The sequence below is a fragment of the Streptomyces sp. NPDC008238 genome, assembly GCF_042956445.1.
Lineage (GTDB): Bacteria > Actinomycetota > Actinomycetes > Streptomycetales > Streptomycetaceae > Actinacidiphila.
The window spans coordinates 51,444-66,280 of record NZ_JBIBGK010000010.1; the positions used below are offsets into that span (position 1 = coordinate 51,444).

The window sequence follows — 14,837 nt, forward strand, 5'->3', positions numbered from 1 at the left end:
CTGTGTCTGGTCAGTGACCCTCATGCTAACCGGGGCCCCCGGGGGACGGCGGTCGGTGCGCCATTCGTACCCCGATATCCTGGTGACTGTGACATTCCCCGTAGTCGGCATGATCGGCGGCGGCCAGCTCGCCCGTATGACCCACGAGGCGGGCATTCCGCTCGGCATCAGGTTCAAGCTCCTCAGCGACACGCCCGTGGACTCCGCGGCCCTGGTCGCCGGTGAGGTCGTGGTGGGCGACTACCGCGACCTCGACACGTTGCGCGCGTTCGCCGCCGGCTGCGACGTGATCACCTTCGACCACGAGCACGTGCCCACCGAGCACCTGCGGGCGCTGGAGGCCGACGGCATCGCCGTCCGCCCCGGGCCCGAGGCGCTGGTGCACGCCCAGGACAAGGGCGTGATGCGCGCGCGGCTCGACTCCATCGGCGTGCCCTGCCCGCGGCACCGCATCGTCGCCGACCCGGCGGACGTGACGCGCTTCGCCGAGGAGGGCGGGGGGTACCCCGTCGTGCTCAAGACGGTGCGCGGCGGCTACGACGGCAAGGGCGTGTGGGTCGTCCGGGACGAGGCCGGCGCCGCCGAGCCGTTCCGGGCGGGCGTTCCGGTGCTGGCCGAGGAGAAGGTCGACTTCGTACGGGAACTGGCGGCGAACGTCGTGCGCTCCCCGCACGGCCAGGCGGTCGCCTACCCGGTGGTGGAGTCCATCCAGGTCGACGGCGTGTGCGACACGGTCATCGCCCCGGCGCCCGAGCTGCCGGAGGCCCGTTCCTCGGAGGCCCAGCGGCTCGCGCTGACCATCGCCAAGGAGCTGGGCGTGGTGGGCCACCTCGCGGTGGAGCTCTTCGAGACCCGCGACGGCCGGATCCTCGTCAACGAGCTGGCCATGCGCCCGCACAACAGCGGCCACTGGACCCAGGACGGCGCCATGACCTCGCAGTTCGCCAACCACCTGCGCGCGGTCCTGGACCTGCCGCTGGGCGATCCGCGCCCGCGCCAGCCGTGGACGGTGATGGCGAACGTCCTCGGCGGCGACTACCCCGACATGTACGCGGCGTACCTGCACTGCATGGCGCGGGACCCGCAGCTGAAGATCCACATGTACGGCAAGGACGTGAAGCCCGGCCGCAAGGTGGGCCACGTCAACACCTACGGCGACGACCTGGCCGAGGTGCGCGAGCGCGCCCGGCACGCCGCCGACTACCTGCGAGGGACGATCCAAGAGTGAGCAATCCCGCTGGGCCGCTGGTCGGCATCGTGATGGGTTCCGACTCCGACTGGCCGGTCATGGAGGCCGCAGCCCAGGCGCTGGACGAGTTCGAGGTGCCGTACGAGGTCGACGTCGTCTCCGCGCACCGCATGCCGCGCGAGATGGTCGCGTACGGCGAGCAGGCCGCGGAGCGCGGCCTGAAGGCGGTCATCGCGGGTGCCGGCGGCGCCGCGCACCTGCCCGGGATGCTGGCGTCGGTGACGCCGCTGCCGGTGATCGGGGTGCCGGTGCCGCTGAAGTACCTGGACGGCATGGACTCGCTGCTCTCCATCGTGCAGATGCCCGCCGGCGTCCCGGTCGCCACCGTCTCGGTGGCCGGCGCGCGCAACGCGGGCCTGCTGGCGGTGCGCATCCTCGCCGCGCACGACACGGAACTGCTGGAGCGCATGCGGCACTTCCAGGACGAGCTGAACCAGCAGGCCACCGAGAAGGGCAAGCGCCTGCGTGCCAAGGTGGAGGGGTCGGCCGGTTTCGGTTTCGGAGGGAAGAAGTAGTCCATGGACCTGCTCGCACGCGCACAGGAGCTGCTCACCGCCCACCCCGTGGTGGACGGCCACAACGACCTCCCGTGGCGGTTGCGCGAGCAGGTCCGCTACGACCTCGACCGGCGTGACATCTCCGGCGACCAGTCCGCCCACCTGCACACCGACATCCCGCGGCTGCGGGCCGGCGGCGTCGGGGCGCAGTTCTGGTCGGTGTACGTCCGCAGCGACCTCGCCGGGGGCGACGCGGTCGTCGCCGTCCTGGAGCAGATCGACTGCGTGCTGCGCCTGGTCGACCGTCACCCCGACGCCCTGCGGCTCGCGGTGACGGCGGACGACATGGAGGCCGCCCGCGCCGAGGGGCGCATCGCCTCCCTCATGGGCGCCGAGGGCGGCCACAGCATCGCCAACTCCCTCGGTGTGCTGCGGATGCTGTACACGCTGGGCGTGCGCTACATGACGCTCACCCACAACGACACCATCGACTGGGCGGACTCGGCCACGGACGAGGCGCGGCACGGCGGACTGACCGCCTTCGGCGAGGAGGTCATCCGCGAGATGAACCGCCTCGGCATGCTGGTCGACCTCTCCCACGTCTCCCCCGGCACGATGCGGGCGGCACTGCGCGTCAGCGAGGCCCCGGTGATCTTCTCGCACTCCTCCTCGCGCGCCGTCTGCGACCACGTCCGCAACGTCCCGGACGACGTCCTGGAGCAGCTGCCCCGCAACGGGGGCGTCGCGATGGCCACCTTCGTGCCGCAGTTCATCCTGCCGGCCGCCGCCGGGTGGATCGTCGGCGCGAACGAGAACATGGCGGCCCACGGCCTGCACCCGCTCGACCAGTCCCCGGAGGCCCTGGCCGTCCAAGAGGCCTACGCGGCCGAGCACCCCCGGCCGCTCGCGGACATCGGCACCGTGGCGGACCACCTGGACCACATGCGCGAGGTCGCCGGCGTCGACCACCTCGGCCTCGGCGGCGACTACGACGGGGTCGCCCACCTCCCCGAGGGGCTGGGCGACGTCTCGGGCTACCCGCGGCTGTTCGCCGAACTCCTGCGCCGCGGCTGGTCCGAGGACGACCTCGGCAAGCTCGCGTGGCGCAACGCGGTCCGGGTGCTGCGCGACGCCGGGTCGGTGGCGGCGGGGCTCGCGGGCAAGCGCGGCCCCTCCACCGCCTCCATCGAGGACCTGGACGGCTGAGCGTCCGGTGACCGCCCCCGGCCCGGCGTACGCGCGCCGCCGGGTCAGCGGCGCAGGCGGCTCCACGGGGTGAACGTGAAGACCGCACCGCCGAGGAGGAGCACCGTCCCGGCAACGAGGGCGAGGGCGTGCAGGGCGGCCCGGTCGGACGAACCGGTGGCGGCGAGGCCGCCAGAGGTGGTGCCCGTGCCGCCGGACGTGCCCGACGTGCCGGACGACCCGCCGGAGCCGCCGGTGATGCCGCCCTCCTGGCCGGTGACGTCCAGGGTCAGCGAGACGTCGGGGTCCTCGGTGGGGGTGCAGGTCGTGGTGGTGCCCAGGGCCTCGACGGTCAGCACGCCCGGGGTGAGGGTGGCCCGCCCGTCGTGGGCGGGTGTGTAGGTGCCGGTGAGGTCGGGGATCTCGATGGGGTCGCCGGCCTTGACGGGGTCCTCGTTGGTGGGGCCCTCGACGGCGACCTCGCCCTGGTCGGCGCCGCCGACCACGACCTTCATGGAGGGCTTGACGGAGTCGGCGGGTATGTCGGCCGGGCTGTCCATCACGGACTTCCCGAAGTGGACGACCAGGTCGTAGGCGCCGCCCTTCTCCTCGGCGTCGATCCGCACCGGCGAGACCGCGCTCCTGTCGCCGATCGGGGTCTTGCAGGCGTAGGAGACGTCGACCTCCTCGCCGGTGTGGGAGGTTCCGCCGGTGGAGGTGCCGCTGGGCGTGGTGGTCGGGGTCGTGGTGGGCGTCGTGGTGGGGGTGCTGCTCGGGGTGGTCGTGGGGGTGGTCGTCGGGGTGCCGGAGCCCCTGCCGTCCGCGGTCACCTTGATCGTCACGGCGACGGGGACGTCCTCGCTGGGCACGCAGGTGGTGTCCGTGGAGAAGGCGTTGATCGCGTAGCCGCCGGGGGTGAGCGTCACGTCGCCGGGTGCGGTGAGCTTGAGCGTGCCCTTCATGTCGGAGAGCTTCATCTCGCTGTTCTTGGGGATCGCCGGGTTCTCGCGCGGTCCCTCGACGGCGAGCGTGCCGTTCTGGGCGCCGGCGACGGTGACCTCGCCGGAGGGCTTGACGCTGTTCGCGGGGAGGTCGATCAGGTCCGGGTTCTTTGAGGCGGCCTGGGTGAACTTCCAGACCACCTCGACCTCGTCGCCCACCACGGCGGTGGCGGGCGCGGTGACGTCGGCGTTGGTGGTGCCGTCGACCTTGGGCAGGCCGGACGCCGCGGGCGGGGTGCACTCGGTGGCGTACGCGACCTCGGCGGCCGCCGCCGGTAGGGCCGCGGCGAGGACGCCCGCACCGCTGAGCATCAGGGCGAGGCCGACGGCGGTGGCGGCCCGGGATCGTCGGTTGGTCACGAGGGTCCTTTCGTGGCGGTGGGCGGTGCCGTCCGCCCTGGGGATGCCCTCAGCGGTGCGGTGCTGCGGCTGGTGGTCGTGGGTGAACCACGGCAGGACGGGTGCGTAGCCGGGCGGCGGGCCCGCCGGGCCGGGGGCACGCGGGCGGACCCGGTCGACGACGGCCATGCCGAGCCGGAAGAGCGCGGCGGGCACGACGAGGCAGAGCAGGAGCCAGAAGAGGGTCACGCCCCAGGGGCGCGGGACGTCCCAGCCCTCGGTGACCAGGACCCTTCCCCCGTGCTCCAGGGTCACGGTGTAGTCGCCGTGGGCGCCGGCCGCCAGCTCCACGGGCAGTTCGACCCGGGCCTTCGCGCCGGGCCGTACGGTGCCGCGCCAGGTGCGCTCCTCCCACTGCGGGCCGAAGAGCCCGTGCGAGGTGCCGACCCGGAAGACGGGGTCCTCCACCGGGCCCGAGCCCAGGTTGCCGACGGTGAGCACCAGGCGCCGGCCGGGCGGCGCGCCGAACCAGGTGAGCAGGCCGCTCGAGCCGTCGAGCCGGGCGGTGAGCACGGCGAGCCGGCCCGTGCCGGTCCGCTCGGGCAGCGGGGCGGTGCGGTGGCCGGCGACCACGAAGGGCGCGTCCACCACGGTGTGCGCGCCGGTGACGGTGGCGACGTGGACGACGCAGGGACAGGGCTCGGGCGGCTCCGCCACGGGCATCGCCCGGCGGAAGGCGCCGCGGGCGTCGGTGGTGACGGCCCGGCCGTACGCGTTGGCGCAGGAGTTGGTGCCGCCGATCGCGTTCTGGCCGCAGATCAGCAGCGTCAGGAGGGCGCCGGGCCGCCAGCCGGTACCCCGTACGGTGATGTCGCCGCCGACGCCGGCCTCCCCGGGGACGACGGTCACCGCCGGGCCGGGGGCCGCCGCGGCGGAGACGGGGGCGTTCGCGAGGAGCAGCGCGAGCAGGCAGAGGGCTGCCGCCGGGATGCGGTGGGCGGACCGTCGCATGGGCCTCACGCCGTCCTGCCGCCGACGGTCGCGCCCGTGGCGCCGGGGTCGTCGGGTCCGCCGCCCGCGCGGGCCGCGAGGTCGGTGCCGCCGGGCGGATACGGGTGCTGCCGCGCCGCCGGGTCCGGCTCCCCCGCCCGGCGCCGCCTGCGGATCCGCACCAGCAGGAGGACCAGGCCCCCGAGGAGGGCCAGGGCGAGGCCCACCGCCGCCCAGGCGGTGCAGGGGGTGTCGGCCGAGATGCCGTAGTCGGAGTGCACGTTGTAGTCGCCCGGGGTCAGGGTGATCTGACCGGGCGCGGTGACCGCGAAGGTGCCGGTGATGGTGAAGTCCGGGAACTGGGCACCGGCCGGGATGACCGGGTTCTCCTTGGGGCCGACGAGGGTGAGCTCCTGCGTCTGCGCCGCCGAGCCTCACCTTGACGGTCGGGGTGATCTGGTCCTCGGGGATGGGGAGGTTGAAGGAGCTGGTGTTGGCCATCGGGCCGTCCAGCACGTAGGTGACGGTGACCGTGTCGCCTACCTGCGGCGTCGTGTCGCTGACCGAGATGCCGGCGACGGTCGGCCCGTCGAACGGCGGGATGCCGGAGATGCCGGGCGGTACGCAGTGCACCTGGAAGGTGGAGGTCGCCGCGGCGACGGGCCCCGAAAGGAGGGTCCCGCCGCCCAGCACGAGGGCGAGCGCCCCGAGGACGGCGGCAGACCTCCGTCTCCATAAGGTGCCTTTTCGAGGAATGGCGATCATTTTGCACCTCTTGATCACTTTTCTGGCACAGAGTCCCCTCTGTACCGACGACGGACATTGACGTCCGGCGATCAAGAGAAGTCAATGCGAAAGCCTGACCGAATTTGACGGATCGTCAGATACGGTGCCCCGGACGGCGGGTCAGCCACAGCAACCCTGCCGCACCCACGAGCAGGACGGTTCCGCCGAGGGTGCCGAGGGCGACCGCGCCGTCCTCGGGTCCGGTCTGCGGCAGGGACTCGCCGCCGGAACTCCCGGACCCGCCCGAACCGCCCGAACCCCCCGAACCGCCGGACGCGGAGCCGCCCTTGGAGCCGCCCGCCGCCGTGACGTCGAGGGTCAGCGAGGGCCCCGGGGCGTTCCCCGGGGTGCAGGTCGTCGTCGTGCCGAGGGCCTTGATGGTGAGCACCCCCGCGGTGAAGGTGACCTTGCCGCTCCCGCGCGGGACATAGGTGCCCGACAGGTCGTTGATCTTGATCGGGGTGTTGGCAGGCACGATCTCGGCGTTCGCCGGGCCCGAGACCTTGAGCGACCCGCGGTCGGCCCCGCCCAGGGTGATGACGGCGCTCGGGTTCATGGCGCCCTTCCCCAGGTCGACGGGGCTGGAGGACACGCCCTTGCGGAAGGACATCACGATCCGGTAGCCGGACCCCGACCTGGCGGCGGTGATGTCGATGGGCGAGACGGCGCTCTTGTCGCCGATCGGGGTCTTGCAGTCGTACGTGACGTCCACGACCTTCGCGTACGCGGCCGGGGCGGCGCCGAGGACGACCGCCGCCGCGACGGCGACGACGGCCGGCACCGCGGCCGCCGCCGCTTTGCGCTTGGGGAGCGACACCGGATGTCTCCCTTCCCCCAGAAGTTACTGACGATCCCTCAGATATGGCGCGACCGTACGCCCGTGGGGGAAAGAGGGGAAGGGATGCGGCTCAGGCGGGGGCCGCGACCTCGGCCCAGACCGTCTTGCCCGGCCGGCCGTCGGCGTGGCGCACGACCCCCCAGTCCAGGCAGAGCCGCTGCACTATGAACATCCCGTGCCCGCCGGGCCGTCCGGCCCGGTGCGGGGTGCGCGGAGAGGGGCTGCCGGAGCCGCCGTCGGCGACCTCCAGCCGCAGCGCCTTCGCGTGCCGGAACAGCCGGAGCTCCTCCGGGCCGCCCGCGTGCAGGCAGGCGTTGGTCACCAGCTCGGACACCACCAGCAGGACGTCCTCGGCGGCCGCACGGCGGTCCGCGGTGTCGGCCGGCAGCCAGCCCCAGTCGTGGAGGGCCCGGCGCGTGAAGTCACGGGCGCTGGGCACCACGCCGGCCACGTCGGTGAGCGACAGCCGACGTGCCTCGCCGTCCTGTCGGGCCTGACCGCGCGTCGGCTCTGCCGCACCGCCCGGGTCCGGGCCGCGGTCGTCGGCCGCAGGGGGCCGGGTGGTGCTCATCAGCGCCTCCACTCACCGATGTCCGCCAGTGTCCGAAGTGATCCCCAGGTCTCTCCTGCCCGGGCCGCTCCCGTGAACACCTCCGGACGTGGACGAAACAGGGCGTGCCGCGGCACCCCCCGTGGGGGCCGCCGCGAAGGGTCACTCCTCGAGTGCGTCGTCCAGGGTGTCGTGGACGGTGAACACGGCCTCGGCGCCGGTGATGGCGAAGACCTTGGCCACGGCCGGCTTCATCCCGGCCAGATGGACCGCACCGCCCGCCGCCTCGGCCTTCAGCCGGGTGCCGAGCAGGACGTTGAGGCCCGTGGAGTCGCAGAACTCCAGATGCGTGCAGTCGACCACGAGGGTGCCGAAGCCGTCCTCGATCAGGGTGTCGAGCGGTTCGCGCAGCAGGTCGGCGGTGTGGTGGTCGAGCTCACCCGCCGGCGCCACGACCGCCTTCGTGCCGTAGCGCTGCACGGAAACGTGCAGCCGGTCACGCCCGGCCGTGTCGACCATCTCGCGGTCCATGCACACTCCTCCCGGACGACTCGGAGATCCGCACCTCGCACCCTACGCGCTTCCTGACCTGGGTGGTAGTCGCTCCGGCGGTCCGGAGATCGATGTCCGCCGGGTTGCAATATCCCCGCCGGACGGGGTAGGCGTTGAGTGTGGGCTGAATTTCACGCTCCGCTTGCCCTGCCGCCGCACCCGAGGGAGGAGAGCATGGCATCCCGGCTCGACGCGCACGACGCGTCGGCGACCACCGAGGCCGGCGTCCACGAGGAACACGGAACACCGGAGGGCCTGGAGGACCTCCCGGAGATCCCGCCCTTCGACGAAGTGGGCCCGGTGGACGCGCGGGCCCTGTCCAAGACGCTCTTCCAGCGACTGGAGACGCTGGAGGAGGGCACCCATGAGTACAGCTACGTGCGGAACACCCTGGTCGAGCTCAACCTGGCCCTGGTGAAGTTCGCCGCCTCCCGGTTCCGCTCCCGCAGCGAGCCGGTCGAGGACATCATCCAGGTGGGCACGATCGGCCTGATCAAGGCCATCGACCGCTTCGAGCTGAGCCGCGGGGTCGAGTTCCCCACCTTCGCCATGCCGACCATCATCGGCGAGATCAAGCGCTTCTTCCGCGACACCTCCTGGTCCGTGCGGGTCCCGCGGCGGCTGCAGGAGCTGCGGCTGGACCTGGCCAAGGCGGGTGACGAGCTCGCGCAGCAGCTGGACCGCGCGCCGACCGTCGGCGAGCTGGCCGACCGGCTGCAGATCAGCGAGGCCGAGGTCGTCGAGGGCATGAGCGCGAGCAACGCCTACACCGCGAGCTCGCTGGACGCCCAGCCCGAGGAGGACGACTCCGAGGGCGCGCTCGCCGACCGCATCGGGTACGAGGACCACGGTCTGGAGGGGATCGAGTACGTGGAGTCCCTCAAGCCGCTGATCGCCGAGCTCTCGGCGCGCGACCGGCAGATCCTCTCGTTGCGCTTCGTGGGCAACATGACGCAGTCCGAGATCGGCACCGAGCTGGGCATCTCCCAGATGCACGTGTCGCGGCTGCTCAGCCGCACCCTCGCGCGTCTGCGGCGGGGCCTGCTCGTGGAGGAGTGACCCGCCTCCCTCCCCCGGAAACGGCGCGACGGGCCCGGTGAGAGTTCTCTCACCGGGCCCTTCACGTGCTCAGGACGGGCAGGCGGGGGAAGGCTGTGTACTCGATGTCGGCGCTGCCGGTGATCGTCTCGGACGCCGTCCCGCCCGGCGCGACCGAGGACGGCGCGGGCACGACCCGGCCGAGCGGCCGGGCCCCGTCACCGGCGCCGGAGGCCGGTGCCGCCGTGACGCACGGGGCCGTGCCGAAGGGGGCCGTGGCCGCCAGGGACAGCAGGGCCCCGGTCAGCACCCGTCGACGTCTCGATCCCGAACGTCCAGCACCGGTGCGGCCGCGTCCGCCCGCGCCTGGCGGGGGTCAGAGCGATGCGCGTACCCCGCGCCGCCATACGGCGGACACCAGCGGCACACCGGGCCGGTAGGCGAGGTGGACGTGCGACGGGGCGTCCAGCACGACCGCGTCGGCCCGCGCGCCGGGGGCGAGCCGTCCGACGTCGTCCCGGCGCAGCGCCTGCGCGCCGCCCAGGGTCGCGGCCCGCACGGCCTCGTCGGGGGTCATGCCCATGTCCCGCACGGCGACGGCCACGCAGAAGGGCATCGAGCTGGTGAAGGAGGATCCGGGGTTGCAGTCCGTGGACAGCGCGACCGTCGCGCCCGCGTCGATCAGCCGCCGCGCGTCGGGGTAGACGGCGCGGGTGGAGAACTCGGCGCCGGGCAGCAGCGTGGCCACCGTGCGGCTGTTCGCGAGCGCGTCCACGTCGGCGTCCGTGAGGTGGGTGCAGTGGTCGGCGGAGGCCGCGTCCAGCTCCACGGCGAGCTGCACGCCCGGGCCGTGGCCGAGCTGGTTGGCGTGCACCCGCGGGACCAGGCCGCGGGCGGCGCCGGCGGTGAGGACGGCGCGCGCCTGGTCGCCGTCGAAGGCGCCGCGCTCGCAGAAGACGTCGACCCAACGGGCGTACGGGGCGCAGGCGTCGAGCATGGGGCCGGTCACCAGGTCGACGTAGCCGGCCGGGTCGTCGGCGTACTCGGGGGCCACGATGTGCGCGCCGAGGAAGGTCACCTCGTCGGCGTGGTCGCCCGCGATGCGCAGGGCGCGGGCCTCGTCGTGCGGGGTGAGGCCGTAGCCGGACTTGGTCTCGATGGTGGTGGTGCCCTGGCGCAGGGCCTCGGCAACGTAGCGGGCGACGTTGGCGTGCAGTTCCTCGTCGCTCGCCGCGCGGGTGGCGGCGACGGTGGTGCGGATGCCGCCCGCCGTGTACGCCCGGCCGGACATGCGGGCGTTGAACTCCTGGGTGCGGTCCCCGGCGAAGACCAGGTGCGAGTGGGAGTCGACGAAGCCGGGGACGACCGCCCGTCCGGCCGCGTCGTACGACTCGTCCGCGGCGGGCGCCGCCGCACGGGGGCCGACCCAGGCCACGTGCTCGCCGTCGATGACGACGGCGGCGTCCTCCAGCAGCCCGAGCGGGCCCTCCCCGAGCGCCGGGTCGTTGGTGACCAGGCTGCCGATGTTGGTGATGACGCTGCTGCTCATGACGGGTTTCCTTCGGCGGCGGGGACGGCGGAGATCGCGGCGGTCAGTGCGGCCCCGACGTCGTGGACGAGCTGGTGCACGCCGTCGCGGACGACGTGCCGGCCGCCGACCACCGTGTGGCGGACGTCGGCCCCGGTGGCCGCGAAGACGGCGGTCTCGGCGCCGAGCCGGGCGGGGGGTCCGGCGGTGCGCGGGCTGTCCAGCGCGATCGTGGTGAAGTCGGCGAGCGCGCCCGCCTCCAGCCGCCCGGCGTCGTCCCAGCCGAGTGAGGCGTGGCCGTCGGCGGTGGCGGCGCGCAGCAGCTGGGCGGCGGTCCAGTGGCCGCGGGTGCGGGTGCGCAGCCGCTCGTCCAGCTCCATGGCCCGCGCCTCCTCGAACAGGTCGATCACCGCGTGGCTGTCGCTGCCGAGGCTGAGCGGGCTGCCCGCCTCCTGCACCCGGCCGGCCGGGCCGATTCCGTCGGCGAGGTCCCGTTCGGTGGTGGGGCACATGCACACCGTGGTGCCGGAGCCGCCGAGCAGCGCGACGTCCTCGTCGGTGAGGTGGGTGGCGTGCACGGCCGAGGTGCGCGGGCCGAGCACGCCGTGGTCGGCGAGCAGCCGGGTGGGCGTGACGCCGTACGCCGCCTGGCAGGCCTCGTTCTCGGCGGGCTGCTCGGACAGGTGGACGTGCAGCGGCGCCTGGCGCTCCTCGCCCCAGCGCACGACGGTCGCCAGCTGGTCCGCCGGGACCGCGCGCACCGAGTGGACGGCCGCACCGATCCGCGCGTGCGGCCGGTCGGTGAGGGCGGAGGCCCGCTCGGCCCAGGCCTCGGCGTCGCCGTCGCTGAAGCGCAGCTGGTGCGGTTCGGGGGCGGCGCCGAAGCCGGAGGAGAGGTAGACGGTGTCGAGCAGGGTGATCCGGATGCCCGCCTCGGCGGCGGCGGCGATCAGCGCCTCGCCCATGGCGTTGGGCTCCTCGTAGGGGCCGCCGCCGGGCCGGTGGTGGACGTAGTGGAACTCGCCGACGCAGGTGATGCCGGCCAGCGCCATCTCCGCGTACGTGGCGCGGGCGAGGTCGAAGTAGGTCTGCGGGGTCAGCGCGGCCGCCACCCGGTACATGACCTCGCGCCAGGTCCAGAAGGTGCCGCTGCCCTGCTGCACGGTGCCGCGCAGCGCCCGGTGGAAGGCGTGGCTGTGGGCGTTGGCCAGGCCCGGCAGGGTGAGCCCGCGCAGCGTCACCGCCCCGACGGGCGGCGCGGCGGCCCCGGTGCGCACGGCGGCGATCCGGCCGTCGGCGGCGGTGTCGAGGACCACGCCCCGTTCGACGCGGCCGCCCGTCCACGCGTACTCGGCCCAGTAGCTCTGCGGCGTCAGCGACACGCCAGGCCCTCCAGTACGTCGGCGAGTGCGGTCACCCCGGCCAGGCAGTCGTCCTCGGTGGCCGTCTCGGCCGGGGAGTGCGAGACCCCGGTGGGGTTCCGTACGAACAGCATGGCGGTCGGCACGGCCTCGGAGAGGATGCCGGCGTCGTGTCCCGCCCCGGTCGGCAGCACGGGGGCGTTCCCGAGCAGCTCGACCAGCTCGTCGCGCAGGCCGTGCGCGAACTCCACGACCGGGGTGAACGACTCCCGTGTGACCTGCACCCGGACGCCGTCGCGCGCGCCCCGCTCGACCGCGGCGCGCTCGATCTCGCCCACCACCTCGGCCAGGGTGGCCTCGTCGGCGGCGCGCGAGTCCAGCCAGCCGCGTACGAGGGAGGCGATGGCGTTGACGCCGTTGGGCTCGACGCCGACCTTGCCGAAGGTGGCCAGCGCCCCGGCGAGCCGGGCCTTCTTCCGGGCGGCCAGCACGGTGTTGGCGTAGGTCAGCATCGGGTCGCGGCGGTCCTCCAGGCGGGTGGTGCCCGCGTGGTTGGCCTCGCCGTGGAAGTCGAACCGCCAGCGGCCGTGCGGCCAGATGGCGGAGGCGACACCGACCGCGTGCGGGGTGTCGGCGAGGAAGCGGCCCTGCTCGACGTGGAGCTCGACGAACGCGCCGATGCGGGCGAGGCGTTCGGGGTCCGGGCCGATCGCCTCGGGGTCGTGGCCGGCGCGTTCCATGGCCTGGGCGAGGGTGACGCCGTCGCCGTCGCGCAGGGTGTGGGCCCTGTCGGGGGTGAGCTGTCCGGCGGTCAGCCGGGAGCCGACGCAGGCCAGTCCGAAGCGGGCGCCCTCCTCGTCGCCGAAGTTGACGACCGCCAGGGGCCTTGCGGGAGCGGCGCCACGGGCGCGCAGCTCGTCCAGCGCCGCGAAGGACGACACGACGCCCAGCGGCCCGTCGAAGGCGCCGCCGTCCGGCACCGAGTCCAGGTGCGAACCGGTGACGACGGCGTCCCCCGCGGCGGGGTCGCCCAGCCAGGCCCACTGGTTGCCGTTGCGGTCCAGCTCGTATGCCAGGCCCCGGCTCTCGGCCTGCGCCCGGAACCAGGCGCGGCAGTCGGTGTCCGCGCCGGTCCAGGCGTAGCGGCGGTAGCCGCCGGAGCCGGAGTCGCGGCCGATCGGCCGCAACTCCGTCCACATCTCGTGGAACGAGGAGGTCACGCCTCCCCGCCTTCCGCGCCCTCGCCGCCCTCGCGCATGGGCACGCGCACGCCGCGCTCGGCGGCGACCTCCTCGGCGCGCTCGTACCCGGCGTCGACGTGCCGGATGACGCCCATGCCGGGGTCGTTGGTGAGCACGCGGCGGATCTTCTCGCCCGCCAGCTTGGTGCCGTCGGCGACGGTGACCTGGCCGGCGTGGATCGAGCGGCCGATGCCGACGCCGCCGCCGTGGTGGATGGAGACCCAGGAGGCGCCGGAGGCGACGTTGACCATGGCGTTGAGCAGCGGCCAGTCGGCGATGGCGTCGGAACCGTCGAGCATGGCCTCGGTCTCGCGGTACGGGGAGGCCACCGAGCCCGCGTCGAGGTGGTCGCGGCCGATGACGACCGGCGCGGCGAGGGTGCCGTCGGCGACCATCTCGTTGAAGCGCTCACCGGCCTTGTCGCGCTCGCCGTAGCCGAGCCAGCAGATGCGGGCGGGCAGGCCCTGGAAGTGGACGCGCTCGCCGGCCATCTTGATCCAGCGGGCCAGCGACTCGTTCTCCGGGAAGAGCTCCAGGATCGCCTTGTCGGTCTTGGCGATGTCCGCCGGGTCGCCGGACAGCGCCGCCCAGCGGAAGGGGCCCTTGCCCTCGCAGAACAGCGGGCGGATGTAGGCCGGGACGAAGCCGGGGAAGGCGAACGCGCGCTCGTAACCGGCGAGCTGGGCCTCGCCGCGGATGGAGTTGCCGTAGTCGAAGACCTCGGCGCCGGCGTCCATGAAGCCGACCATGGCCTCGACGTGCTTGGCCATCGCCTCGCGCGCCCGCTGGGTGAACTCGGCGGGCTTCTCGGCCGCGTAGGAGGTCATGTCCGCGAAGTCGACGCCGATCGGCAGGTACGCCAGCGGGTCGTGCGCGGAGGTCTGGTCGGTGACGATGTCGATGGGCGCGTCCATCGCCAGCAGCTGCGGCACCAGTTCGGCGGCGTTGCCCAGCACGCCGATGCTGAGCGGCTTGCGCTGGTCGCGGGCCTCGGTGGCCAGGGCGAGGGCGTGCTCCAGGGAGTCGGCCCGCACGTCCAGGTAGCGGTGCTCGATGCGGCGCTCGATGGCGCGCGGGTCGACGTCGATGCAGATCGCGACGCCGCCGTTCATGGTGACGGCGAGCGGCTGGGCGCCGCCCATGCCGCCGAGACCGGCGGTGAGGGTGATGGTGCCGGCCAGGCTGCCGCCGAACTTCTTCTCGGCGACGGCGGCGAAGGTCTCGTAGGTGCCCTGGAGGATGCCCTGGGTGCCGATGTAGATCCACGAACCGGCCGTCATCTGGCCGTACATGGTCAGGCCCAGCGCCTCCAGGCGGCGGAACTCCTCCCAGGTGGCCCAGTCGCCGACGAGGTTGGAGTTGGCGATGAGCACGCGCGGCGCCCACTCGTGGGTCTGCATCACGCCGACCGGGCGGCCGGACTGGACGAGCATCGTCTCGTCCTGCTTGAGGCCCTGGAGGGTGCGCACCATCGCGTCGAACGACCGCCAGTCACGGGCGGCCTTGCCGGTGCCGCCGTAGACGACGAGCTTCTCGGGGTGCTCGGCGACCTCGGGGTCGAGGTTGTTCTGCAGCATCCGCAGCGCGGCTTCCTGCTGCCATCCCTGGGCGGTGAGCGCGCTGCCGCGCGGTGCGCGTACGGTCCTCGGTCCGGCACCGGTTCCGGTCATGCCCCTGCCTCC

14 protein-coding genes are annotated in these 14,837 nt (G+C 73.7%); 4 read left to right on the forward strand and 10 right to left on the reverse strand.

The annotated features are described in order from the left end of the window. The first annotated feature begins 88 nt into the window (after positions 1-88). The 3 genes from ACFZAU_RS21630 to ACFZAU_RS21640 are packed head-to-tail and all read left to right on the forward strand — an operon-like array spanning position 89 to position 2,952. Positions 89-1,228, forward strand: coding sequence for a 5-(carboxyamino)imidazole ribonucleotide synthase (locus ACFZAU_RS21630; protein ID WP_500553549.1), 1,140 nt, complete (start codon positions 89-91; stop codon positions 1,226-1,228). A gap of 32 nt (positions 1,229-1,260) precedes the next feature. Further along, positions 1,261-1,764, forward strand: a complete 504-nt coding sequence (gene purE / locus ACFZAU_RS21635) for a 5-(carboxyamino)imidazole ribonucleotide mutase (protein WP_500553669.1) — start codon at positions 1,261-1,263, stop codon at positions 1,762-1,764. 3 nt (positions 1,765-1,767) lie between these two features. Further along, positions 1,768-2,952 carry a dipeptidase gene (locus tag ACFZAU_RS21640; protein WP_500553550.1) on the forward strand — a complete coding sequence of 395 codons (1,185 nt, stop codon included), beginning with the start codon at positions 1,768-1,770 and terminating at the stop codon, positions 2,950-2,952. 44 nt (positions 2,953-2,996) lie between these two features. Here ACFZAU_RS21640 and ACFZAU_RS21645 read toward each other — a convergent pair whose 3' ends face one another. The 5 genes from ACFZAU_RS21645 to ACFZAU_RS21665 all read right to left on the reverse strand — a co-directional run bounded on the left by ACFZAU_RS21645 (position 2,997) and on the right by ACFZAU_RS21665 (position 7,966). Continuing rightward, a complete protein-coding gene (locus tag ACFZAU_RS21645; RefSeq protein ID WP_500553551.1) occupies positions 2,997-5,282 on the reverse strand; it encodes a hypothetical protein in 2,286 nt (761 codons plus the stop codon). Between the two features lie 5 nt (positions 5,283-5,287). Further along, a complete protein-coding gene (locus tag ACFZAU_RS21650) occupies positions 5,288-5,542 on the reverse strand; it encodes a hypothetical protein (protein ID WP_500553552.1) in 255 nt (84 codons plus the stop codon). 599 nt (positions 5,543-6,141) lie between these two features. Then, positions 6,142-6,864 carry an LPXTG cell wall anchor domain-containing protein gene (locus ACFZAU_RS21655; protein WP_500553553.1) on the reverse strand — a complete coding sequence of 241 codons (723 nt, stop codon included), beginning with the start codon at positions 6,862-6,864 and terminating at the stop codon, positions 6,142-6,144. Between the two features lie 91 nt (positions 6,865-6,955). Beyond that, a complete protein-coding gene (locus ACFZAU_RS21660; protein WP_500553554.1) occupies positions 6,956-7,456 on the reverse strand; it encodes an ATP-binding protein in 501 nt (166 codons plus the stop codon). A gap of 141 nt (positions 7,457-7,597) precedes the next feature. After that, positions 7,598-7,966, reverse strand: coding sequence for an STAS domain-containing protein (locus ACFZAU_RS21665; RefSeq protein ID WP_500461988.1), 369 nt, complete (start codon positions 7,964-7,966; stop codon positions 7,598-7,600). 195 nt (positions 7,967-8,161) lie between these two features. Here ACFZAU_RS21665 and ACFZAU_RS21670 point away from each other — a divergent pair, with 195 nt between their 5' ends. Next, on the forward strand, positions 8,162-9,046 hold the full coding sequence (locus tag ACFZAU_RS21670) for an RNA polymerase sigma factor SigF (RefSeq protein ID WP_500553555.1): 885 nt from the start codon (positions 8,162-8,164) through the stop codon (positions 9,044-9,046). A 61-nt stretch (positions 9,047-9,107) separates the two neighbouring features. Here the strand turns inward: ACFZAU_RS21670 and ACFZAU_RS21675 are convergent, their stop codons facing one another. From ACFZAU_RS21675 to hutU, 5 genes are all read right to left on the reverse strand, one after another. Then, positions 9,108-9,335 (reverse strand): hypothetical protein, encoded by a 228-nt coding sequence (locus ACFZAU_RS21675; RefSeq protein WP_500553556.1) that lies wholly within the window; start codon positions 9,333-9,335, stop codon positions 9,108-9,110. A 66-nt stretch (positions 9,336-9,401) separates the two neighbouring features. Continuing rightward, positions 9,402-10,574, reverse strand: a complete 1,173-nt coding sequence (hutI, locus tag ACFZAU_RS21680; protein WP_500553557.1) for an imidazolonepropionase — start codon at positions 10,572-10,574, stop codon at positions 9,402-9,404. After that, a complete protein-coding gene (locus ACFZAU_RS21685; RefSeq protein ID WP_500553670.1) occupies positions 10,571-11,929 on the reverse strand; it encodes a formimidoylglutamate deiminase in 1,359 nt (452 codons plus the stop codon). The genes hutI and ACFZAU_RS21685 overlap by 4 nt, the downstream gene beginning before the upstream one ends. Further along, the gene (locus tag ACFZAU_RS21690; protein WP_500553558.1) at positions 11,926-13,134 is read right to left on the reverse strand and encodes an allantoate amidohydrolase; all 1,209 of its coding nucleotides are present in this window, start codon (positions 13,132-13,134) and stop codon (positions 11,926-11,928) included. The genes ACFZAU_RS21685 and ACFZAU_RS21690 overlap by 4 nt, the downstream gene beginning before the upstream one ends. Then, positions 13,131-14,825 carry a urocanate hydratase gene (gene hutU, locus ACFZAU_RS21695; protein ID WP_500553559.1) on the reverse strand — a complete coding sequence of 565 codons (1,695 nt, stop codon included), beginning with the start codon at positions 14,823-14,825 and terminating at the stop codon, positions 13,131-13,133. Before hutU ends, ACFZAU_RS21690 begins: the two co-directional genes overlap by 4 nt. Positions 14,826-14,837: the final 12 nt, after the last annotated feature.

What these genes read in the sequence shown, in the direction of transcription:
- ACFZAU_RS21670 (WP_500553555.1), top strand. Translation starts at nt 8,162, where the DNA reads ATGGCATCCCGGCTCGACGCGCACGACGCGTCGGCGACCACCGAGGCC.
- hutI (WP_500553557.1), bottom strand. Translation starts at nt 10,574, where the DNA reads ATGAGCAGCAGCGTCATCACCAACATCGGCAGCCTGGTCACCAACGAC.
- hutU (WP_500553559.1), bottom strand. Translation starts at nt 14,825, where the DNA reads ATGACCGGAACCGGTGCCGGACCGAGGACCGTACGCGCACCGCGCGGC.
- ACFZAU_RS21665 (WP_500461988.1), bottom strand. Translation starts at nt 7,966, where the DNA reads ATGGACCGCGAGATGGTCGACACGGCCGGGCGTGACCGGCTGCACGTT.
- ACFZAU_RS21640 (WP_500553550.1), top strand. Translation starts at nt 1,768, where the DNA reads ATGGACCTGCTCGCACGCGCACAGGAGCTGCTCACCGCCCACCCCGTG.
- ACFZAU_RS21645 (WP_500553551.1), bottom strand. Translation starts at nt 5,282, where the DNA reads ATGCGACGGTCCGCCCACCGCATCCCGGCGGCAGCCCTCTGCCTGCTC.
- purE (WP_500553669.1), top strand. Translation starts at nt 1,261, where the DNA reads ATGGGTTCCGACTCCGACTGGCCGGTCATGGAGGCCGCAGCCCAGGCG.
- ACFZAU_RS21660 (WP_500553554.1), bottom strand. Translation starts at nt 7,456, where the DNA reads ATGAGCACCACCCGGCCCCCTGCGGCCGACGACCGCGGCCCGGACCCG.